Annotated in this window: 21 protein-coding genes; 6 read left to right on the forward strand and 15 right to left on the reverse strand. The window is 71.4% G+C overall.

What is annotated here, in order from left to right:
• The first annotated feature begins 84 nt into the window (after positions 1-84).
• Positions 85-2,049, forward strand: coding sequence for a heavy metal translocating P-type ATPase (locus ABZ810_RS19790; protein ID WP_358405514.1), 1,965 nt, complete (start codon positions 85-87; stop codon positions 2,047-2,049).
• Between the two features lie 112 nt (positions 2,050-2,161).
• Here ABZ810_RS19790 and ABZ810_RS19795 read toward each other — a convergent pair whose 3' ends face one another.
• Positions 2,162-2,737, reverse strand: coding sequence for an SRPBCC family protein (locus ABZ810_RS19795; RefSeq protein WP_358404853.1), 576 nt, complete (start codon positions 2,735-2,737; stop codon positions 2,162-2,164).
• A gap of 98 nt (positions 2,738-2,835) precedes the next feature.
• The gene (locus ABZ810_RS19800) at positions 2,836-3,447 is read right to left on the reverse strand and encodes a DUF4126 domain-containing protein (RefSeq protein WP_358404855.1); all 612 of its coding nucleotides are present in this window, start codon (positions 3,445-3,447) and stop codon (positions 2,836-2,838) included.
• A 142-nt stretch (positions 3,448-3,589) separates the two neighbouring features.
• Between ABZ810_RS19800 and ABZ810_RS19805 the strand changes: the two genes are divergently transcribed.
• Complete coding sequence (locus tag ABZ810_RS19805) at positions 3,590-4,642, forward strand: SGNH/GDSL hydrolase family protein (protein ID WP_358404856.1); 1,053 nt, start codon at positions 3,590-3,592, stop codon at positions 4,640-4,642.
• Here the strand turns inward: ABZ810_RS19805 and ABZ810_RS19810 are convergent.
• From ABZ810_RS19810 to ABZ810_RS19825, 4 genes are all read right to left on the reverse strand, one after another.
• Complete coding sequence (locus ABZ810_RS19810; protein WP_358404859.1) at positions 4,626-5,780, reverse strand: nitronate monooxygenase family protein; 1,155 nt, start codon at positions 5,778-5,780, stop codon at positions 4,626-4,628. The genes ABZ810_RS19805 and ABZ810_RS19810 overlap by 17 nt on opposite strands.
• Positions 5,781-5,886: 106 nt before the next feature.
• Entirely contained in the window at positions 5,887-6,285 is a 399-nt protein-coding gene (locus ABZ810_RS19815) for an OB-fold domain-containing protein (RefSeq protein WP_358404861.1), read from the reverse strand.
• 3 nt (positions 6,286-6,288) lie between these two features.
• Positions 6,289-7,455, reverse strand: coding sequence for a thiolase family protein (locus tag ABZ810_RS19820; protein ID WP_358404863.1), 1,167 nt, complete (start codon positions 7,453-7,455; stop codon positions 6,289-6,291).
• Between the two features lie 38 nt (positions 7,456-7,493).
• Positions 7,494-8,483, reverse strand: coding sequence for a helix-turn-helix domain-containing protein (locus ABZ810_RS19825; RefSeq protein ID WP_358404866.1), 990 nt, complete (start codon positions 8,481-8,483; stop codon positions 7,494-7,496).
• A gap of 70 nt (positions 8,484-8,553) precedes the next feature.
• Here ABZ810_RS19825 and ABZ810_RS19830 point away from each other — a divergent pair, with 70 nt between their 5' ends.
• A complete protein-coding gene (locus ABZ810_RS19830; protein ID WP_358404868.1) occupies positions 8,554-9,207 on the forward strand; it encodes an HD domain-containing protein in 654 nt (217 codons plus the stop codon).
• Between the two features lie 74 nt (positions 9,208-9,281).
• Here the strand turns inward: ABZ810_RS19830 and ehuA are convergent, their stop codons facing one another.
• The 9 genes from ehuA to pip form a co-directional block, all read right to left on the reverse strand.
• The gene (gene ehuA / locus ABZ810_RS19835) at positions 9,282-10,112 is read right to left on the reverse strand and encodes an ectoine/hydroxyectoine ABC transporter ATP-binding protein EhuA (RefSeq protein WP_358404870.1); all 831 of its coding nucleotides are present in this window, start codon (positions 10,110-10,112) and stop codon (positions 9,282-9,284) included.
• Entirely contained in the window at positions 10,099-10,749 is a 651-nt protein-coding gene (gene ehuD, locus ABZ810_RS19840; protein WP_358404872.1) for an ectoine/hydroxyectoine ABC transporter permease subunit EhuD, read from the reverse strand. The genes ehuA and ehuD overlap by 14 nt, the downstream gene beginning before the upstream one ends.
• Complete coding sequence (gene ehuC, locus ABZ810_RS19845) at positions 10,746-11,483, reverse strand: ectoine/hydroxyectoine ABC transporter permease subunit EhuC (RefSeq protein ID WP_358404875.1); 738 nt, start codon at positions 11,481-11,483, stop codon at positions 10,746-10,748. The genes ehuD and ehuC overlap by 4 nt, the downstream gene beginning before the upstream one ends.
• 3 nt (positions 11,484-11,486) lie before the next feature.
• Positions 11,487-12,380 (reverse strand): ectoine/hydroxyectoine ABC transporter substrate-binding protein EhuB, encoded by an 894-nt coding sequence (ehuB, locus tag ABZ810_RS19850; protein ID WP_358404876.1) that lies wholly within the window; start codon positions 12,378-12,380, stop codon positions 11,487-11,489.
• A 140-nt stretch (positions 12,381-12,520) separates the two neighbouring features.
• Complete coding sequence (gene thpD / locus ABZ810_RS19855) at positions 12,521-13,426, reverse strand: ectoine hydroxylase (RefSeq protein WP_358404877.1); 906 nt, start codon at positions 13,424-13,426, stop codon at positions 12,521-12,523.
• Complete coding sequence (locus ABZ810_RS19860; RefSeq protein ID WP_358404879.1) at positions 13,423-13,818, reverse strand: ectoine synthase; 396 nt, start codon at positions 13,816-13,818, stop codon at positions 13,423-13,425. The genes thpD and ABZ810_RS19860 overlap by 4 nt, the downstream gene beginning before the upstream one ends.
• Before the next feature lie 48 nt (positions 13,819-13,866).
• Entirely contained in the window at positions 13,867-15,129 is a 1,263-nt protein-coding gene (gene ectB, locus ABZ810_RS19865) for a diaminobutyrate--2-oxoglutarate transaminase (RefSeq protein WP_358404881.1), read from the reverse strand.
• Positions 15,130-15,240: 111 nt separating this feature from the next.
• The gene (gene ectA, locus ABZ810_RS19870; protein ID WP_358404883.1) at positions 15,241-15,738 is read right to left on the reverse strand and encodes a diaminobutyrate acetyltransferase; all 498 of its coding nucleotides are present in this window, start codon (positions 15,736-15,738) and stop codon (positions 15,241-15,243) included.
• A gap of 509 nt (positions 15,739-16,247) precedes the next feature.
• The gene (pip, locus tag ABZ810_RS19875) at positions 16,248-17,216 is read right to left on the reverse strand and encodes a prolyl aminopeptidase (RefSeq protein WP_358404885.1); all 969 of its coding nucleotides are present in this window, start codon (positions 17,214-17,216) and stop codon (positions 16,248-16,250) included.
• A gap of 161 nt (positions 17,217-17,377) precedes the next feature.
• Between pip and ABZ810_RS19880 the strand changes: the two genes are divergently transcribed.
• The 3 genes from ABZ810_RS19880 to ABZ810_RS19890 all read left to right on the forward strand — a co-directional run bounded on the left by ABZ810_RS19880 (position 17,378) and on the right by ABZ810_RS19890 (position 21,474).
• Positions 17,378-18,952, forward strand: coding sequence for a hypothetical protein (locus tag ABZ810_RS19880; RefSeq protein WP_358404887.1), 1,575 nt, complete (start codon positions 17,378-17,380; stop codon positions 18,950-18,952).
• A 213-nt stretch (positions 18,953-19,165) separates the two neighbouring features.
• Positions 19,166-20,833, forward strand: a complete 1,668-nt coding sequence (locus ABZ810_RS19885) for a CTP synthase (protein WP_358404890.1) — start codon at positions 19,166-19,168, stop codon at positions 20,831-20,833.
• Entirely contained in the window at positions 20,830-21,474 is a 645-nt protein-coding gene (locus ABZ810_RS19890) for an NUDIX hydrolase (protein ID WP_358404893.1), read from the forward strand. Before ABZ810_RS19885 ends, ABZ810_RS19890 begins: the two co-directional genes overlap by 4 nt.
• Positions 21,475-21,702 lie beyond the last annotated feature (228 nt).

Consider the following 21,702-nt stretch of genomic DNA (forward strand, 5'->3'; position numbering starts at 1 on the left):
AACGTTGCAGAGATCTTGGGGGGCGAAGTGGATCACCCACAAGCGCACGAGGAGCACGGCGGGCACGCGGGGCACGGCGGTCACATGGGGCATGGCGGGCATGGAGATCATGCGGCGGTGTTCCGGCGGAAGTTCTGGCTGAGCCTGCTGCTGTCGGTGCCGGTCGTGGCGCTCAGCCCGATGTTCGCCGACCTGCTCGGGTACGAGGTGCCGCACGGCGGCGGGTGGACCTGGATCCCGCCGGTGCTCGGCACGGTCGTCTTCGCGTACGGCGGATGGCCGTTCGTCACCGGGGCGGTGGGGGAGCTCAAGGGCCGCAGGCCCGGGATGATGACGCTGATCGCGATGGCGATCACGGTCGCGTTCCTGGCCTCCTGGGCCGCCACGCTGGACATCGCGTCCCACCGCCTGGACTTCTGGTGGGAGCTGGTGCTCCTCATCGACATCATGCTGCTCGGCCACTGGCTGGAGATGCGCGCCCTCGGCTCGGCCTCCGGCGCGCTGGACGCGCTCGCCGCGCTCCTGCCGGACGAGGCCGAACGCGTGACCGGCGACGAGATCGAGAAGGTCCCGGTGGCCCGGCTGGACGTCGGCGACGTCGTCCTGGTGCGGCCCGGCGGGCGGGTGCCCGCCGACGGGACGGTGGTGGACGGCTCGGCGGCGTTCGACGAATCGATGATCACCGGTGAGTCGCGGGCGGTCGGCCGTTCCGCCGGCGACCGCGTGGTGGCGGGCACCGTCGCGACCGACGACGCCGTGCGCGTCGAGGTCACCGCCGTCGGTGAGGAGACCGCGCTGGCCGGCATCCGCCGGCTCGTGGCCGACGCGCAGGCGTCCCGGTCGCGCGCCCAGGTGCTCGCAGACAAGGCCGCCGCGCTGCTCTTCTACTACGCGGCCGGCGCCGCGCTGATCACGCTGCTGGTGTGGTCGATCCTCGGCAACGGCGCGTCGGCGATCGAGAAGACGGTGACCGTCCTGGTCATCGCGTGCCCCCACGCGCTCGGCCTGGCCATCCCGCTCGTCATCGCGATCTCCACCGAGCTGGCGGCCCGCCAGGGCATCCTCGTCAAGGACCGGGTGGCGCTGGAACGTATGCGGGACACCGGCGTCGTGCTCTTCGACAAGACCGGCACGCTGACCGAGGGCAGGCCGTCGGTGACCGACATCGCCGTCGCGCCGGGCTGGGACGGCGACCGGATGCTGGCCCTCGCCGCCGCGGCCGAGACCGACAGCGAGCACCCGCTGGCCCGCGCGATCGTCGCGGCGGCGCCGGGCGCCGTGCCGCGGGCGAGCGGCTTCCGCTCGATGACGGCCATGGGCGTCGAGGCGACGGTCGAGGGGCATCGTGTGCGGGTGGGCGGTCCGCGGCTGCTCGGCGACGCCGATCCGGACGTCCGGATCGCCGACGCCACGTCCGCCTGGTCGGACCGCGGCGCCTCGGTCATCTACGTCCTGGCCGACGGCGAGGTGATCGGCGCGCTCGCGCTGGAGGACGGCATCCGTCCCGAGTCGCGGCAGGCCGTCGCTGACCTGCACGCCGCCGGGATCCAGGTCGCGATGATCACCGGGGACGCCCGCAACGTGGCCGAGGCGGTCGGCAAGGAGCTCGGCGTGGACGAGGTCTTCGCCGAGGTGCTGCCCGCCGACAAGGACGCCAAGGTCGCCGAGCTCCAGGCGCGCGGCCTGCGCGTGGCGATGGTCGGCGACGGCGTCAACGACGCGCCCGCGCTGGCCCGCGCCGACGTCGGCATCGCCATCGGCGCCGGCACCGACGTGGCCGTGCAGTCGGCGGGCGTGGTGCTGGCGAGCGACGACCCGCGGGCCGTCGTGGGCGTGCGGAGGCTCTCGATCGCGGTGCACCGCAAGATGATCCAGAACCTGGTCTGGGCGGCCGGCTACAACGTGGTGACCGTCCCGCTGGCCGCCGGGGCGCTGGTCTGGGCGGGGATCGACCTCCCGATGGAGGTGGGCGCGATCCTGATGAGCCTCTCCACGGTCGTGGTGGCCCTCAACGCCCAGCTGCTGCGCCGCCTGGACCTCCGCCCCTGACCGTCCGGCACATCGTCACGGGCCGGGCCCGGCCTCGCGCCGCGCCCGGCCCGTGTCATGTCCGGCCCGTGTCATGTCCGGCCCGTGCAATGTCCGGCGTGGCCGGGGGCGGTCAGGTCACGTCGGGGGCGTAGAAGCGGTTCACCCGCCGGACGGCGCGGGCGGCCTCGGCGGGCGGTGTGCCCGCGGCCTCCAGCGTGGCGCCCCAGGCCCGGCTGCTGTGCGCGGCGAACAGCTGCGACTCGTGGTCGACGGGGTCGGCGCCGCGCAGGTAGACGTCCAGGGCGAGCAGGACGAGGTCCCAGCCGACGCCCGCTCCGGCGAGGTCGTCGGCGTCGCCGCGCACGACGTGCCGCAACTCCAGCGTCGTCGCGCCCGAAAGGCGGATCTCGACCCGGCTGGCCGGATGGAAGCCGAACTCCCAGGTCACCGTCAGCAGGCGGGGCGGCTCCCAGCGCAGGATCTCACCGCGGGCGTTGTCCTTCAGCCGGTACCACCCGCCGGGCCGCAGATCGCCGCCGACCTCGAGGAACCAGCGTTCGAGCCGGTGCGGTTCGGTGATGGCCGACCACACCTCCTCGATGGGCGCGGCGTACCGGCGTCTCAGCAGGAGCGACCTCCCGCTGAGCGACCGGCGGGCGTCGTCGGTCGCGAAAATGCTGGTCGTGGACTCGATAGCGTCGATCATCCTGTGCCTCCGGGCTCGGGGTGCTGCGAGCATTCCCGCATCCCGCCCAGGGATGCGGCCCCATCCGGCCAGGGGTACGCGACGCGCCGTCTATAAGTTCACCTTTCGCCGAAATTTACCGGCGATTGGGATTTCCTATCATTGTGACGGCGGCGGACCATCCGGACCATGCGGAACGACACGAACGCCAGCATGATGACGCCGATCAGGGCGACGACCGGGGCGAGGATCGCCAGGATGCTCATCCCGAGCGAGACGGTGTCCTCGACCGTGCTGACGACCGGGGCGCCGGTGCCGAGCGTGCCGGCGTTCACGACCGGCCGGATCGAGGTCTTGGTCAGGTGCACCACGAGGGCGACCACGATGCCCAGGATCCAGCCGATCCACGGGTTGTCGGCCATGAACGTGGACGAGTCGAACCGCTCGGCCGCGTCGGTGGCGGCGAACACGGCGCCGCCCGCGGCGGGGCGCACGAACGTTTGGACGGCGTCGTTGAGGCTGTCGACCACGGCGACCTTGTCGAGGACGACCTCGGCCAGCAGCAGGACGCCGAGGATCGACAACACCCACCCGTTGGTGAGCCATCCGAACTCCGCGGGCAACCGCACCAGGTCGCTGTAACGATCGAGCAGCCCGACGACCAGCATCGGGATGTAGGCGTTGAGGCCCGCCGCGGCGGACAGCCCGAGACCGGTCAGGACCGCCAGCATCGTCCCCCCGAAGTATCGTGTTGATCCTTGGACGTGAGATTCCCTCCGGTGTTCCCCTCGCACATTGATCTACAACGTAAAGGCAGGAACCTGGGGCGGCGGTCGCACGTCTGCATAGGCGAAACCGACGGAAGGGCGGGCGATGCGGCGGCCGGGGGAATGGCCGGGACTGGTGCGCGACCGGCTGGGCGAGAGGGGGCTCGCGGTCACCGTCCTGGTGGGCCTGCTCCTGGCGATGGTGGTCCCGCTCGTGGCGCTGCCGGCCGTGCGGTGCCAGGTGTTCGGGGACGGCTGCGCGCCGCGTTACCAGGATCCGCGGGCCGAGCCGGTCCGGGCCGGGCAGCCCGAGATCGTCCCCGCCGAGGCGGCGGCGCAGGGCGCGTACGTCGCGCTGGGCGACTCCTATTCGGCGGGCGTGGGAGCCGATGTCAGCGCGACCGACTTCAACCCGCTCAACCGCTGCCACCGCACCGACCAGGCCTACTACCACACGGTGTCCAAGGCGTTCCCGTTCAAGAGCAGCGCGTTCTGGGCCTGCTCGGGCGCCACGACGTCCGACGTCATGAACGGCAAGTCCGGCGAGCCGCCGCAGATCGGCCGGGTCGACCAGAACACCAGCCTGGTGACGATCAGCATCGGCGGCAACGACGTCGGCTTCTCGCGCGTGCTGGCGGCCTGCGTGATCAAGCTGCCCTGGAGCCGGAGCTGCTCGGACCAGGGCCGCGGCATCGCCGACCGCATGGCCTCGCTCCGGCAGGAGCTGCCGGACGTGATCCGGGAGATCAGGACCCGGGCGCCGCGGGCACGGGTGATCGTGCTCGGCTACCCGCGCGCGTTCAAGGAGTCGTCCGGCACCGGCGGCGACAACATCAGCGTCTCCGACCAGCGCTGGCTCAACGGCCGGGCGCGCGACCTCAACGAGCTCATCCGGCAGGCGGTGACCGAGGCCGACAAGCGCGTCGCGGCGACCCGGGCGCCCGGCAGCGTGGAGTTCGTGGACGCCTACAGCGCCTTCGCGGGACACGAGGCGGGCACCGCCGACCCGTACATGAACGGGCTGGCGGTGAACCTCTCCGCGCTGGCCGCCGAGTCGCGCAGCTTCCACCCCACGACGGGCGGCTACAAGGCGCTGGCCCGGCTGTTCGTCGAGCAGGTCAACAAGGGTCCCGGCCGGCCGCTCAATCCGCCTCGGTGACGGCGTTGAGCCGCTCCACCGCGCCCGCGAACTCCTCCATCATGTCGTAGACGACCTGGCGGGCGGGCTTGACGGCGTTCATCTGCCCGACGACCTGGCCGACGAAGTAGTTGGCCAGGGCCCGGGCGCCCTCGTTGCCGGTCTCCGCCACCTTGTTGATCTGCCGCATCGCGCCCTCGGCGACGATCATCTGGAGCGGCATGCCGAGCGCGCCGGGGCTGCCGGGGCCCTCCCACTCGTCGGTCCAGGCCGACTTGAGCTGCCGGGCGGGCTTGCCGGTGCGGGAGCGGGAGCGCACGGTGTCGCGCGAGGTGGCGGCCAGCATCTTGGCCTTGACGTGCGGCGGGGTCTCGGCCTCCTCGGTGGTCAGCCACACCGACCCGCACCAGACGCCGGAGGCGCCGAGGGCGAGCGAGGCGGCCATCTGGCGGCCGGTGGCGATCCCGCCGGCGGCCAGCACGGGGATGGGCGCGACGGTGTCGACGACCTCGGGCACCAGGACCATCGTGGAGATCTCGCCGGTGTGGCCGCCGGCCTCGCCGCCCTGGGCGACGATGAGGTCCACGCCCGCGGCGACCTGGCGGCGGGCGTGCTCGGCGGTGCCGACGAGCGCGGCCACCGGGACGCCGGCCGCCTTGGCCTTCTCCACCATGATCGGCGGCGGGGTGCCGAGCGCGCTGGCGATGAGGCCGATCGGATGGGCGAGCGAGACGTCGATGAGCGCGGTCGCGCCCTCCTTGGTGACCTGCGTCCCCGCGCCCTTGGCGTCCCGGGTCCGCTTGGCCTTCTCGAAGTCGGGCAGCGGCACCTGGTACTTCTCGAACAGCTCGAAGAGGAACTTCCAGTGCACCTCGGGGACGGCGGCGAGCATGGTGTCGAGCCCGCCCTCGCCGCGGCCGGCCTTCTCCGCCGTCTCGTCGATCTTGCCGGGCACCAGGACGTCCACGCCGTACGGGCGGCCGCCCACGTGGTCGTCGATCCAGCGCAGCTCCTCTTCGAGCCGGTCGGGCGTGTAGGCGACGGCGCCGAGCACGCCGAGGCCGCCCGCGTTGGTGACCGCGGCGACCACGTCGCGGCAGTGGCTGAAGGCGAACAGCGGGAACTCGATCCCGAACGTCTCACACACCTCGGTACGCATGGCCCGACGCTAATGGACCGAACGACATTCGGTCCATACCCCGGCAGGGTGCGGAGACGCCCGCGGGCGGCGCCGCACGTCCAAGATCACACGCCGCCGGCCGCGATCACACGGGGCGGAAGAGGACGTAGGCCTCGCCCTCGGCCGGGTGCTCGAACGAGACGCGCAGCGGCAGCCCCTCGCGGAGCGCGCCGGGGTCGACGCCGTCCAGCCGCGCGTGCAGCCACGGCCCCTCGGCGAGCTCGACCAGCGCCAGGTAGGCCGGGGGAGGGGCGGTGCCGTCCTCGGCGGGGCGCCCGTGGGTGACCGTCCACGTCACCAGGGTCGCGTCGCCGGCGGCCTCGGCCCAGGTCAGCTCCTCCTCGCCGCAGCCGGGGCAGCCGCCCGCGTCGGGCGCGAACCAGCGGTCGCACGCCTCGCAGCGCTTGATCATCAGCTGGTCGGCGGCGGTGCCGTCGAAGAACGCGTCGGTGCGTCCGTCCCGGCGGAGAATCCCGATCTCCATGGCTCAGGCCCCCTTCGCGTGCGGGCTGACGATCAGCGTGGAGTGGTGGTCGAGGATGCCGCCGTTGCCACTGACCAGGATCACGTCGTTCCTGTCCGCCTGGCGCTCGCCGCCCTGGCCGCGCGCCTGGATGACGGCCTCCGACAGCGGCGTCATGCCCCACATGTAGTAGGCCGACAGCTGCCCGCCGCCGGTGTTGGTGGGCAGCGCGCCGCCGGGGCCGAGCGCGCCGGACGCGGCGAACGCGCCGCCCTCGCCCTTGGCGCAGAAGCCGTAGTCCTCCAGCGAGACCAGGACGGTGTAGGTGTAGCAGTCGTAGAGCTGGCAGGAGTCGATGTCGTCGACGGTCACGCCGGCCATCTTCATCGCGATGGGCCCGGAGGTCACCGCGCCGGTCGTCAGCCCGAACCCGCTGCCGCGCTCCTTGCGGTGCCCGGGGTGCCCCTGGCCCCAGCCCCACACGTGCACCGGCGGCTGCGCGAGGTCGCGGGCCCGGTCGGCGGACGTGACCACGATCGCGATGGCGCCGTTGGAGACCAGGCAGCAGTCGAGCAGGTGCAGCGGCTCGGCCACCCACCGGGACGCCTGGTGGTCGGCCAGGGTGATCGGCTCGCGCATCTGCGCCCGCGGGTTGCGCGCCGCCCACTCCCGCGTGCTGACCGCGATCGCGCCCAGCTGCTCGCTGGTGGTGCCGTAGTGCGCCATGTGGCGCTGGGCGGCGAGCGCGTAGAAGGCGTTGACGCTGCGGAAGCCCAGCGCCGCCGTCATGCCGCCGAACCCGTACCACTCGGGCGCGTTGCGGTGGTAGGCCGAGCCCGCCGACTGCTTGGGCTTGAGCGGTGCGTCGGCGAACACGCAGGCCACGGTGGACGCGGCGCCGCTGAGCACCTGGGACGCCGCGTACGAGACCATGGCCCCGGCGGTCGCGCCGAACGCGTCGATCTTGGCGAGCAGCCGCAGGTCGCGCAGGCCGAGCGTGTCGGCCAGCTCGATGCCGGGGGACCCGCCCATGCCGTGGCTGACCAGCAGGCCGTCGACGTCGCCGAGGCCGAGCCCCGCGTCGGCCACGGCGAGCCGGACCGCGTCGGCCGCCAGCCGCCGCGGGCTGCGCCCGTACACCTTGCCGAGCTCGGTCATGCCGAGCCCCACGATGCTCGCGCCGTCAACCATGGATCACCGCCGCCGCCTTCCTTCGGGTAAGTCGCCCTTTACGCTACCGAATGCGATTCGGGGCTTTCATCCCCGGGTCGGGCCCGGAAGGTGGTGCGGTAGGCGAGCGGCGAGGCGCCCACCGAACGCGCGAAGTGCGCCCGCAACGTCACCGGCGAGCCGAAGCCGGACTCCGCCGCGACCCGTTCGACCGGAAGGTCGGTGGTCTCCAGCAGCTGCTGGGCACGGTCGATCCGCGCCCGCAGCAGCCATTGGAGCGGCGTCGTGCCGACCTGGGCCCGGAACCGGCGGGTCAGCGTCCGTACGCTCACCGCCGCCTCCCGGGCGATGTCCTCCAGCGTCAGCGGCCGGTGCAGGTTGGCCTCCATCCACGCCAGCGTCGGCTGGAGCGCCGTGCCGGCGTCGCCCGGGTCCTCGTGCCGGATGAACTGAGCCTGGCCGCCGTCGCGCTGCAACGGCATGACGATGCTGCGCGCCGTCCGCGCCGCCGCCGCCGACCCGAGGTCCCGCCGGACCATGTGCAGGCACAGGTCGATGCCCGCCGCGACGCCGGCCGAGGTGAGCAGCGGGCCGTTGTCGACGAACAGCACCGACGGGTCGACCTCGATCCGGGGATGGCGCCGGGCCAGGTCGGCGGCGAACCCCCAGTGCGTGGTCGCGCGCCGCCCGTCCAGCAGGCCGGTCGCGGCCAGGACGAACGCCCCCACGCAGATCGAGGCGATCCTCGCCCCGCGCGCCGCCGCGTCCCGGAGCAGCGCGATGACCTCCGCGGGCTGCTCGTCGAGGAAGTCGTCGTGCCCCGGGATGACGATGGTGTCGGCCGCGGCCAGATCGTCGAGCCGCCACGGGGTCTCCAGCCGCATGCCGCCGAACACCGGCGACGCGGCCGTCCCGCCCGCCGGGCCGCAGACCCGCACCTCGTAGAGCGGCGCGAACCCCTCGCCGACGGTCGAGCCGAACACCTGGCACGGCGTTGCCAGATCGAAGGGCACGACCCCGTCCAGCGCCAGAACTCCGACGACATGCATGGCCGGAATCTAGCGCATATCGGCATTCTGGACTCTGTCGTCCCCGGCCGGACGCCCGCAGGATCGGGGCATGAGCGATCACTTCACCGGTTTCGCGATGCCCGACTCCGACCTCACGCGGAAGGCGTACACGTTCGCCGCGGAGATCGAGGCCCCCGCCCTCGTCCACCACAGCCTGCGCACCTACCTGTTCGGCCGGGCGGCGGGGGAGGCCCTGGGCCTGTGCCCGGGCACCGACTACGACGACGAGCTGTTCTTCCTGGCGGCCGTCCTGCACGACGTGGGCCTGACCGAGCCCGGCGACGGAGACCAGCGTTTCGAGGTCGACGGCGCCGACCTGGCGGCGGAGTTCCTGCGCGGGCACGCCGTCCCGGCCGACCGGGTGGACGTCGTCTGGCAGGCGATCGCCCTGCACACCAGCATCGGCATCGCGCACCGGCTGCGCCCGGAGATCGCGCTCACCCATCTCGGCGCGGGCGCGGACGTCGCGGGCTTCGGCGCCGAGGCGTTCCCGGAGGGCTTCGCCGACCGCGTCCACGCCGCGCTGCCGCGGCTGACGCCCGACTGCGGCCTGCCCGACGCGATCCGGGACCAGGCCTTGCGCGATCCGGGCAAGGCGCCGCTGTCGAGCCTGGCCTTCGACCTCCTGCGCCGGGCGAGGCCCGATCTGGACGTCTTCGACTTCCACGACACCGCCAAGGAGGCCTGGCCCGGCGTCCCGTAGGCCGGGCGGACACCGGAGAGAAGCGCCCCCTCGTCCCGGCACCATCGGACGAGGGGGCTCTGAGCGCGCGGGCCTCAGGTGGCCAGGACCGCCTGGAGGAAGTCCCTGGTGCGCTGCTCGGTCGGGGACTCGAACATCTGGTCCGGCGGCCCCTCCTCGACGATCTGGCCCTGGTCGAACATCAGGACCCGGTCGGAGATGTCCTTGGCGAAGTGCATCTCGTGGGTCACGCAGAGCAGGGTCAGGTCGCTCTCGCGGGCGATGTCGCGCAGCAGGTCCTGCACGCCCACCACCAGCTCGGGGTCGAGCGCCGAGGTGACCTCGTCCAGCAGCAGCACCTTCGGCTGCATCGCCAGCGCGCGGGCGATGGCGACGCGCTGCTGCTGGCCGCCCGACAGCTGCGACGGATGCGCGTCGATCTTGTCCGACAGCCCGACCATGTCGAGGAGCCCGCGGGCCCGCTCCACCGCCTCGTCCTTGGGCAGCCCGAGCACCCGTACCGGCCCCTCGATGAGGTTGCGCAGCACGTTCATGTTCGGGAACAGGTTGAACTGCTGGAAGACCATGCCGACCTGCTTGCGCATCTCGTGCAGGTGCTTCTCGTTCGCCGGCACGAGCTTGCCGCCGCGGTCCATGTGCGACAGCGGGGCGTCGCCGACGTGGATGGTGCCGCCGTCGACCTTCTCCAGCGTCATCAGCAGCCGCAGGATCGTGGTCTTGCCGGACCCGCTCGGGCCGATCAGCGTCACCCGCTCGCCCGGCGCGACGGTGAAGTCGAGCTCGCGCAGGACGACGTTGGACCCGAACCGCTTGACCACCTTGTCGAACCGGATGCCCGGCGTGTCGCCGTGCGGCAGCGCGGCCTCGGGAGTGGGGGCCTCTGGCGTGGCTTCAGACGGTGGCATAGCGCGCCTCCAAACGTCGGGTCAGTACGGAGGACAGGACGCTGACGATGACGAAGATGATCGCCGCGATGGTGAACGGTTCGAGGAACCCGGACTTGCCGCCCTCGGTGTACGCCACGTACATCATCTCCGGGACCGTGATCACCAGCAGCAGCGGCGAGTCCTTGAACAGCGCGATGAGGTAGTTGCCCAGCGTCGGGATCACCTGGCGGATCGCCTGGGGCAGCACCACGCCGAACCACACCCGGCTGCGCGGCAGGTTGAGCGCGGTGCACGCCTCCCACTGGCCGCGCGGCACGTTCTCGATGCCGGCTCGGTAGACCTCCGAGATGTAGGTCGAGTAGTGCACGCCCAGCCCGATCACGCCGGTCCAGAAGGCGCTGAACTGGATCCCCGTCTGCGGCAGCGCGTAGAAGAAGAAGACCAGCTGCACCAGCAGCGGGGTGCTGCGGATGAACTCGACGATCCAGCGGACCGTCTGGCGCACCACGATGTTGGACGAGCGGCGCAGGATGGCCCAGACGAGGCCGAGCGCCAGCGCGAGCACGTACCCCAGGACCGTGGCGGCCATGGTGTAGCGCAGTCCCTGCAAGAGCGGGGAGATCAGGTCTCCGGCGAAGGTCCAGTTCCAGCTCATGTGTCCGCACCCCCTCCGGCGCCGGCGCCGACCGGGCCCGCGCCCGGGGTCCCGGCGATCGCCGTCGCGGCGCGCCCCCGGGCGGGACGGCGGCCGAGGATGCGCTCGCTGCGGCGTTCGAGCAGGCGCACGAACAGCTGGAGCACCTGCGCCATCACGAAGTACATGACCAGAACGATCAGGAAGACCGTGATGCCCTTGCCGGTGGAGGCGCGCAGCTTCTGGGCGCCGAACATCAGGTCGCTGATGCTGATCAGCGAGACGATGGCGGTGGCCTTGAGCAGCTCGATCAGCAGGTTGCCGAACGGCGGCAACATCAGCGGGACGGCCTGGGGCATCAGGACCCGCCACATCCGCTGCCGGGGCCGCATGTTGAGCGCGATGGTCGCCTCGTACTGGGCCTTGGGCACGGCGTTGATCGAGCCGCGCACCACCTCGGCGCCGTAGGCGCCGTAGTTGAGGCTCAGGGCCAGCACGCCGGCGAACATGGTCTCGAACCGGATGCCCACCAGCGGCAGCGAGTAGAAGAACCAGAACATCAGGACCAGGGCCGGCAGGCCGCGGAAGAACTCCACGTAGAGCCTGCCGAGCACGCGGGCCCAGCGATGCCGGGAGGTGCCCAGGATCCCGAAGAGGAAGGCCAGGACCAGCGCGAGCGCCGCCGAGTACAGCGTGAGCTGCAACGTGGTCCGGGCCCCCTCCCACAGGAGCGGGCTATCGAGGATCTCCGACATGGATCAGGCCTGGCAGAACTCGGCGGCCTTGCGGTCGCCGGGCATCTCGGCCTGGCTGAACCCGAACGGCTGGAGGATCTGCAGCAGCCGGCCGCTCTGCTTGAGCTCGGCGAGCTTGCCGTTGAACGCCTGGACCAGGTCGGTGTCGGCCTTGCGGAAGCCGAAGCCGCCCGCGCCGGACTGCTCCTTGCCCTCGATGATCACGTCGAACGCGGGGGTGACCTCGTACGGGTCGTTCTTGTGCTTGGACATGAGGTCCATCAGCGAGATGCGGGTCAGCGCGATGCAGTCGCAGCGGCCCGCCTTGAGGCCGTCGAAGGCGCCGGGGGCGTCCGGGAACGGCTTGATGTCGCCCTTGGCCACGCCGAGCTTGGCGGCGTAGTCGGCCTCGGCGGCACCGGTCATCACGCCGACCTTGACCTTCTTCTTCACGGCCGTGTCGAAGTTGGTGATGCCCTTCGGGTTGCCCTTGGGCACCATGAAGGCGGTCTTGGCGATGTACTCGGGGTCGGCGAACGCGATCTGCCCGCACCGCTCGGGGTTGATGAACATTCCCGCCGCGATGGCGTCGAAGCGGCGCGCCTGCACGCCGGCGATCAGGCCGCCGAACTCGACCTGGACGCCGCGGACCTCGTTGATGCCGAGCTCCTTGAAGACCACCCGGGCGAGCTCGGGGGCCTCGCCGGTGAGCTTGCCGTCGCTGGTCGTGTAGCCGTACGGCGACTCGTTGGCGTAGCCGACCTGGATGTAGCCCTGCTTCTTGGCGCGCTCCAGCGTGCCGCCGCCGGCCTTCTCCTTCTCGGGGTCGGTGGTCGAGCAGCCGGCGGCGCCGAGGATGGGCACGGCACCGGCGAGCAGCACGCCGTTGCGCAGGAAGTCGCGTCGTGAGGAAGTCATCGTTGAACTCCTGTTAGGTGCGCCGCCGCCCGCCGGCGGCTCGGGAGCCTCCGGCGGGCGCGGGTCGGGGTCGGGGAGCGGATAGGGGACAGGGACTCGGGGCCGGGAGCGGGGGGTGATCCGGCCCCCAATCGATCAGGTCATCGCACGGGCGTGAAGTCGCGCGCGCCGATGAAGGACGGTCGGGGGGACGGGGCCGAGAACGGCTCCTCGCACACGTTCTCGACGCTGTTGAACACCACGAAGACGTTCGAGCGCGGGAACGGGGTGATGTTGCCGTTCGAGCCGTGCATGCAGTTGCAGTCGAACATGGTCGCCGAGCCCGCCGGGCCGGTGAACAGCTCGATGCCGTGCTTGTCGGCGAGGATCGACAGGCTGCCCGGGTCGGGCGTGCCGACCTCCTGACTCTTGAGCGAGGCCTTGTAGTGGTCGGCGGGGGTCTCACCCACGCACGCCACGAAGGTCTTGTGCGAGCCCGGCATGATCATGAGACCGCCATTGTGGACGAAGTTCTCGGTCAGCGCGATGGAAATGCTCACAGCGCGCATCCGAGGCATGCCGTCCTCCGCGTGCCAGGTCTCGAAATCCGAGTGCCAGTAGAAGTCCTTGCCGGTGAAGCCTGGCTTGTAGTTCACCCGGCTCTGGTGCACGTAAACATCTGACCCGAGGATCTGACGGGCCCTCCCCACGACGCGCTCGTCCCGTACCAGGTCGGCGAAGACCTGACTGAGCTTGTGCACTTCGAAGATGGAACGGACCTCGTCGCTGTCGCGCTCGGTGACGGTGCGGTCGTCGGCGAGGACCTGCGGGTCGCTCGCCAGCCGGCGCAGCTCGGCGCGGTAGGTCTCGACCTCTTCGGGGCCGACCAGCTGCTCGACGCTCAGGTAGCCGTTGGCCTCGAAGGAGTCGAGCGTCGCGGCGTCGATGGGACCGTCGCCGGGCCCGCCGTACACCACCGGGTCCTGCCGGTAGAGCAGGGTCGGCTCGGTGGACACCCGGGTCGGATACGCGTCGTTGATCGTGGGGTGGGATTCGATGATGCTCATGACTCCTCCTCCGTCAGCAGCGGGTAGACGCCGTTCTCGTCATGGACCTCCCTGCCGGTGCAGGGCGGGTTGAACACGCAGACCGTGCGCACGTCGGTGTGAGCGCGCAGCGTGTGGTGCTCGTGCCCGTTGAGCAGGTACATCACGCCGGGCTCGATCCGGTGCTTCTCACCGGTCTCGTCGTTGATCAGCTCGCCTTCACCCTCGATGCAGTAGACCGCCTCGATGTGGTTGGCGTACCACATGTGCGTCTCCGTCCCGGCGTACAGGACGGTGTCGTGCAGGGAGAAGCCGACCTTCTCCTTGGCCAGCACCAGGCGGCGGCTGCACCAGGTCTCGGCCTGGACGTCGCGCTCGGTGCCGACGATCTCCTTCAGCGATCGAACGATCATTGAATGAATCACTCCAAACGGGTCGTGCAGAAGCTGGGTGCCGCGTGCTCAGGCAGTCACGGCGGTGCGGACGGCGCGCATCGACTCGGCGATGATCTCCAGGCCCTGGGCCAGCTCGGTCTCGGTGACCAGGAGGGGCGGCAGCAGCTTGACGACCTCGCCCTCGGGGCCCGAGGTCTCCATCAGCAGGCCGCGCTCGAACGCCTCCGCGCACACCTTCGGCGCCAGCTCCGGGTCCTTCAGGACGATGCCCCAGACCAGCCCGCGGCCGCGGACGGTGTCGATGGCCCCGGCGTGCTCGAGCGCGATCTCGTTGAGCGCGCGCTCGATCTGCTCGCCCTTGGCCAGGGTCTGCTTCTCCAGGCCCTCGCCGGTCCAGAACTCCTCGAGCGCGGCGGTGGCGGTGACGAACGCGGGGTTGAAGCCGCGGAACGTGCCGTTGTGCTCGCCGGGCTCCCACACGTCGAGCTCGGGCCGCATCAGCGTCACCGCGAACGGCAGGCCGTAGCCGCTCAGCGACTTGGACAGGCAGACGATGTCGGGCGTGATGCCGGCCTCTTCGAAGCTGAAGAACGGCCCGGTGCGGCCGCAGCCCATCTGCACGTCGTCGACGATGAGCAGGATCTCGTGCCGCTTGCACAGGTCGGCCAGGCCGCGCAGCCACTCGGCGGTGGCCACGTTGATGCCGCCCTCGCCCTGCACGGTCTCGACGATGACCGCGGCGGGCTTGTCCAGGCCGCTGCCGCTGTCGTCCAGCATCGTCTCGAACAGCAGGAAGTCGGGCGTGCGGCCGTCGAGGTAGTTGTCGTAGGGCATCGCCACGCCGTGGCCGAGCGGCACCCCGGCGCCGGTGCGCTTCATCGAGTTGCCGGTCACGGCGAGGGCGCCGAGCGTCATCCCGTGAAAGGCGTTGGTGAAGCTGACGACGGTCTCGCGGCCGGTGTACTTGCGGGCCAGCTTGAGCGCCGCCTCAACCGAGTGGTTGCCGGCCGGGCCGGGGAACTGGATCTTGTAGTCGAGCCCGCGGGGCTCGAGCACGACCTCGTTGAAACGCTCCAGGAACGTGCGCTTGGCCTCGGTGTACATGTCGAGGCTGTGCACGATGGAGTCGCCGGCGAGGTAGTCCATCAGCGGGCGTTTAAGGTCCGGGTTGTTGTGCCCGTAGTTCAGCGTTCCGGCACCGGCGAAGAAGTCGAGATAGGTCCGGCCGTTCTCATCGGTGATGTGGCTGCCGCGCGCGGTCGTGAACACCGCGGGCCAGCCCCTGCAGTAGCCGCGTACTTCCGATTCGAGACGTGCGAAAACGTCCATCATTGCCTCCGGCTCGGGTGGGAGCGAAATGGGTCGGGAGCGGTCGCCCGCGTGCGCCGCCCGCCGCGATGAGCGCGGGCGGCCGGGCGCCTCGGCTGTCGGTCGGACGGATCAGGGGGTGGGGGAGCCCGTGGAGTACGGGCCGATCCGGAACAGCACTTCGGGCTCGTGACCGTGGCCCGGGGGGAAGTGCTCGGAGCCGAACAGCGGGGTGCGGTCCAGGTCACAGCCGCGGTCACGGGCGAACGACTCGAACATCGCGGTGGAGGCCGTGTTGGCGGGGGTGACGGTGGCCTCCATGTACCGGCAGCCGGCGGCGGCCGTCCGGTCGGCGAGATGGTCGAGCATCAGCCGCGCCATGCCGCGTCCGCGGTGGTCGCGGTCGACCGCGACCTGCCAGACGAAGAGGGTGTCCGGCCGCTCTGGGCGCACATATCCGGTGATGAATCCGCAGGCCTCGTCCCCGGCCCTGGCGACCACCGAAGAGGCCGCGAAGTCCCGGCACCAGAGGGTGTAACTGTAGGGGGAGTTGACGTCGAGAACCTGCGAGTCCCGTGCCATCCGCCACAACTCCCGGCCGTCGTCCAAGCCCGGCTCCAGGAGTCTCACCGCTCTGCCTTCCTCGGTCTGTCGTGGTCGTGATTGCAGGGATTGTGGTGCCATGCCTAAGTAACTTAGCGAACTTTGTCGGGGTGCGTTATTGATTGTTACGTTGGAGATGTTTAGCCATTGTTTGATCGGGTATGAGTCACGGATTTCCCGTTTGGGGGTGGGCCGTTCACGACCCGGAAGTCCGCGGGAGGCGGTGGATTCACGCCTCTACCAGCGGGTTTCGCATGGTCACCCGAGGGTGACCGGTCGTCGCCCAGGGTGAACACAGAGCGTTAAAGGTGACAACAGGCCTGGTGGCGTCACATTACATTTGTGTGTCCTGAATCACACAGAATTGATGACAACGGGACACGCAAGGCGGGCGTCGTGTGATCCGCCGCCTACGCTTCGCGGTGAAAACCCCGATTGACTGTGATCGTGCTTACGCCCCGGCGGCCGCTCTGACCTCGGCGGGCAGGGGGTGGCCCTGCCCGCCGCACCGTGTCAGGAACGGCCGCCCGAACGTGTCAGGACCGCCCGGCGAAGCGGTCGGTCGCCTCGATGAGCCGGTGCGTGATCCCCGGCTCGCTGAAGGCGTGGCCGGCGTCGTCGACGATGTGGAACTCGGCCTCCGGCCATGCCTTGTGGAGGTCCCAGGCGGTGGCCGCCGGCGTGCAGACGTCGTACCGGCCCTGGACGATCACGGCCGGGATGTGGCGGATCTTGTCGACGCCCTCGATCAGCTGCTCGTCGTCGAAGAAGCCCTCGTTGACGAAGTAGTGGTTCTCGATGCGGGCGAAAGCGACCGCGCTCCGCTCCTCGCCGGCCTCGTCCACCGAGGCGGCGTCCGGCACCAGCCTGATCGTCGCCGCCTCCCACTGCGCCCAGGCCCTGGCCGCGGGCACGCGCACGGCCGGGTCGGGGTCGTTGAGGCGCTCGGCGTAGGCGCTCATCAGGTCCTCGCGCTCGTCCTCCGGGATCGGCGCCAGGTAGTCCTCCCAGCGGTCGGGGAAGATCAGCGAGGCACCCTCCTGGTAGAACCAGTAGAGCTCGAACGGCCGCAGCGTGAAGATGCCGCGCAGCACCAGCTCGGTGACCCGGCCCGGATGGGTCTGGGCGTAGGAGAGCGCCAGGGCGCTGCCCCACGAGCCGCCGTACACCAGCCAGCGGTCGATGCCCAGGTGCTCGCGCAGCAGCTCCATGTCGGCGACCAGGTGCCAGGTGGTGTTGGCCTCCAGCGAGACCTCCGGATCGCTCGCGTGCGGGGTGCTCCGGCCGCAGTTGCGCTGGTCGAAGAGCACGATCCGGTAGGCCTCGGGATCGAACTGGCGCCGGTGGTCGGCGTTGCAGCCCGCCCCGGGGCCGCCGTGCAACATCACCAGGGGCTTGCCGCCGGGGTTTCCGCAGGCCTCCCAATAAATGTGATTGCCGTCGCCCACCTCGAGCAGCCCCGAGTCGTAGGGCTCGATCGGCGGGTACAGGGTCCGAAGCTCCATGAGCTGTGATTCTTCCACCCCCGATACGCCGAGGGCGGAAGGCGGGGCTCGGCGGCACGGTGTCAACCCGCGGCCGGACGTGGCCGAATAGACCGTGAGGATCAAGAAACTAAACCCCAAACTGGGCAAACGCTGTGCGGGTCCCCACTAGAGTGCTTTCCGTGAGCGATCTCAACGGATCGGGTGGATCGCGGCCAGTGCCCGACCCCGGATCGCCCTGGCCGATCCCGGGACGTCAGCCAGGGCCCAAGCCCGACGTGCCCATCAAGGCGACCCCCCACAAGGCGGCGCAGCCCGCCGGCGAGCCCGCGCGGGCCCAGGAGCCCGAGCCGCGGGTCGAGGCCCAGCCGTGGGACATCGTCGAACGCCTGCGCCAGATGGCCGACCTCATCGGCGACGCCCTGGCGGCCGGCGAGCGCAAGGTGTCCGAGGCGCAGACCGACAGCGCCTCCGTCCAGGCGGAGAAGGAGGCCGCGCAGCGCGACGCCGCGGCCGCCTGGGGCGAGGTGCAGCGTGCCCGCGGCCAGGCCGAGCAGTCCGACCGGCGGGCCATGGAGGCCGAGCGCCGCGTCAAGGAGGCGCAGAACGAGACCGCCGCCCAGCTCGCCGCGCTCCAGGCCGAGAAGGAGTCGGCCCAGCGCGACGCGGCGGCCGCCTGGGGCGAGGTGCAGCGCGCCCGCGGCCAGGCCGAGCAGTCCGAGCGGCGCGCGATCGACGCCGAGCGCCGGGTCGCCGAGGCCGAGCACCGCGCCGCCGAGACGCAGAAGGAGATCGCCGGCCAGGTCACCGCGCTCCAGGCCGAGAAGGAGTCGGCCCAGCGCGACGCCGCGGCCGCCTGGAACCAGGCACAGCAGAGCCGGGCCCAGGCCGACCAGCTGCGCGGCCAGGCCGAGCAGTCCCGCGCGCAGGCCGACCAGGCGCAGACCCAGCTCGCCCACGCGCGCGCCCAGCTCGAGCAGGCCCAGGCCCAGGCCCAGGCCCAGATCGAGCAGGGCGAGCGCCGCGTCGCCGAGGCCGAGGCCACCGTCCGCCAGGCCGTCACCCAGCGCGACGCGATGAGCGAGGCCCGCGACGACGCCAACCGCGCCCTCGAGGACGCCGTCAACGCCCGCCGTTCCGCCGAGTCCGAGCGCGACCGGGTCGCCGAGCAGGGCGGCGAGCTGTCCCGCGCGCTGGAAAAGGCGCACGCCGAGCTGTCGCAGCTGCGCGCCAAGGTCACCGACGCCGAGATGTCCGCGCAGAACCTCCAGCACGCCGCGGCCACCGCGGCCAAGGACGCCGAGGACGCCCGCCGTTCGGCCCAGAGCGCCGAGAACGAGCGCCAGCAGGCCCTCGACACCGCCGCGCAGTCCCTGGAGGCCGCCAAGAAGGCCGAGCAGGCCAAGGACGTGGCCGAGCGCGCCCGCGAGGCCGCCGTCCAGGCCCAGGCCAGGGTGGAGTCCGAGCGCACCCTCGACCGGGGCCGCGCCGACAAGGCCGCCCGCGAGCTGGAGAAGGCCTCCGCGGCGCTGCGCCAGCTGGCCGCCGAGCGCGACGCGATCGCCGAGAAGCTGGCCGAACGCGACCAGTGGGTCGACCAGCTGGCCCAGGCCGTCACCGAGCAGCGCGCGGCCATCGCCGAGCTGTCGCAGGAGCGCGACCAGGCCCGCAACGCCGCCGACCAGGCCCGCTCGCTCATCGACGAGCTGACCCGGCAGCTGCGCACCATCATGCCGACGGCGGCTCCGCGGATCTGATCCCGGCGCACTGTCCGAGCCCGGCGCTATGGTCGTGCACGTCCCTCGCCTACGGCGTTTTCGTCGCGGGCGGGGGCCGTGCGGGCCCTGACCAGGGGCGCGACACACCCGGGTGGGCACGTCCCGGACGCCGCAGGTCCGCCCGGCTGTTATCCTGGTGGCCCGTGGACAGTGCGGAAACGTCCGCATCGCAACGACCACGGGAGCGCCTTCTTGCCTTCGGCAGCCACTGGTAGATCACGTCCTACCAAGCACCTCTTCGTCACCGGCGGTGTCGCCTCCAGCCTCGGCAAAGGTCTGACGGCGTCCAGCCTGGGGCGGCTTCTCGCCCTCCGCGGCCTGCGCGTCACGATGCAGAAGCTGGACCCCTACCTCAACGTCGACCCCGGCACCATGAACCCGTTCCAGCACGGCGAGGTCTTCGTGACCGACGACGGTGCCGAGACGGACCTCGACATCGGCCACTACGAGCGGTTCCTCGACACCGAGCTGCACGGCTCGGCCAACGTCACCACCGGCCAGGTCTACTCCAACGTGATCGCCAAGGAGCGGCGGGGCGAATACCTCGGCGACACGGTCCAGGTGATCCCGCACATCACCAACGAGATCAAGGACCGTATCCGCGGCATGGCCGAGGGCGACGTCGACCTTGTGATCACCGAGGTGGGCGGCACGGTCGGCGACATCGAGTCGCTGCCGTTCCTGGAGTCGGTCCGCCAGATCCGGCACGAGATCGGCCGCGACAACTGCTTCTTCCTGCACGTCTCGCTGCTGCCCTACATCGGGCCGTCCGGCGAGCTCAAGACCAAGCCGACGCAGCACTCGGTCGCCGCGCTGCGCTCGATCGGCATCCAGCCCGACGCGATCGTGTGCCGGTCCGACCGGCCGATCACCGACGGGCTCAAGCACAAGATCAGCCTGATGTGCGACGTCGACCGCGAGGCCGTCGTCTCGGCCGTCGACGCCGCCTCCATCTACGACATCCCCAAGGTCCTGCACTCCGAGGGCCTGGACGCCTACGTGGTGCGCCGGCTGGGCCTGCCGTTCCGCGACGTCGACTGGGGCGCCTGGGACGAGCTGCTGCGCCGCGTCCACAAGCCCGCCCGCGAGGTCACGATCGCGCTGGTCGGCAAGTACATCGACCTGCCCGACGCCTACCTGTCGGTGACCGAGGCGCTGCGCCACGGCGGCTTCGGCAACGACGCCAAGGTGCACATCCGCTGGGTCAAGTCCGACGACTGCGAGACGCCCGAGGGCGCCAAGCGCGAGCTCGACGGCGTCGACGGCCTGCTCATCCCGGGCGGCTTCGGCGTGCGCGGCATCGAGGGCAAGCTGGGCGCGATCCGGCACGCCCGGGAAAACCGCGTCCCGCTGCTGGGCATCTGCCTCGGCCTGCAGTGCATGGTCATCGAGGCGGCCCGGTCGCTGGGCGGCCTGGCCGACGCGGGCAGCGTCGAGTTCGACCCGGCCACCTCGCACCCGGTCGTGGCGACCATGGCCGACCAGGTCGACGTGGTCGCCGGCGAGCGCGACATGGGCGGCACGATGCGCCTCGGCCTCTACCCGGCCGACCTGGCCGACGGGTCGATCGTCCGCGAGCTCTACGGCGAGGCCAAGGCGTCCGAGCGGCACCGGCACCGCTACGAGGTCAACAACGCCTACCGCGACCAGCTGGAGAAGGCCGGGCTGCGGTTCAGCGGCCTGTCGCCCGACGGCCGGCTGGTGGAGTACGTGGAGCTGCCGCGCGAGACGCACCCGTTCTTCGTCGGCACCCAGGCCCACCCGGAGTTCCGGTCCCGCCCGACGCGGCCGCACCCGCTGTTCACCGGCCTGATCCAGGCCGCGCTGGACTACGCCGACGACCGTGCGGCCACCCCGTGAGCGGCCACGGGCTCGGGCCGGACGACGTGCGCGACCGGCCCGAGCGGTGGGAGGTCACCGGCGGCTCGGTGGCGTACGCCGGGCCCATCTTCACCGTCCGCCAGGACAGGGTGCGGATGCCCGGCGGCGCCGGCACCGAGATCGTCCAGCGCGACGTCATCGAGCATCTCGGCTCGGTCGGCATCCTGGCGCTGGACGACCGCGACCGCGTCCTGCTCGTCCGGCAGTACCGGCACCCCGTCGGCTACCAGCTGTGGGAGGCGCCCGCCGGGCTGCGCGACAAGGACGGCGAGCCGCTGCGCGCGCTGGCCGAACGCGAGCTCCTGGAGGAGGCGGGCTACCGCGCCGGCCGCTGGGAGACGCTGCTCGACCTCTTCCCCTCCTCGGGGATGGCGGACGAGCGCACCCGGATCTTCCTGGCCCGCGACCTGACCGAGGTGCCCGCCGACCAGATCGACTTCGAACGGGTGCACGAGGAGGCCGACATGCCGGTCGTCTGGGTGCCCCTGGACGAGGCGGTGCGCAAGGTGCTGGCCGGGGAGATCCACAACATGATCGCCGCGGCCGGCGTGCTCGCCGTGCACGCCGCCCGCGCCGGCGGCTACCGCGACCTCCGTCCCGCGGACGCCCCCGAGGGGTGACGGCCGGGCGGCCCCGGCAGGCGCGCGGGCGTGCCCTCAGACTTCGCGGTTCGTTGGCCGTGCCTCCAGGGCGCGGTCAACGAGACCGCGAAGCCCTGGATACAGCATGATGGGGCTACGTCCCCTGTCCGCCACCCCGCCCAGAAGAGGTGCCGCAACTGTCCCCGAGCACGACCGGCCGGCACGCCGCGCGGACCCCCGGAACCGACGGTTCGCACCCCGCCGGGC

Origin of the sequence: Spirillospora sp. NPDC047279 (genome assembly GCF_040643285.1) — a bacterium.
Lineage (GTDB): Bacteria > Actinomycetota > Actinomycetes > Streptosporangiales > Streptosporangiaceae > Spirillospora.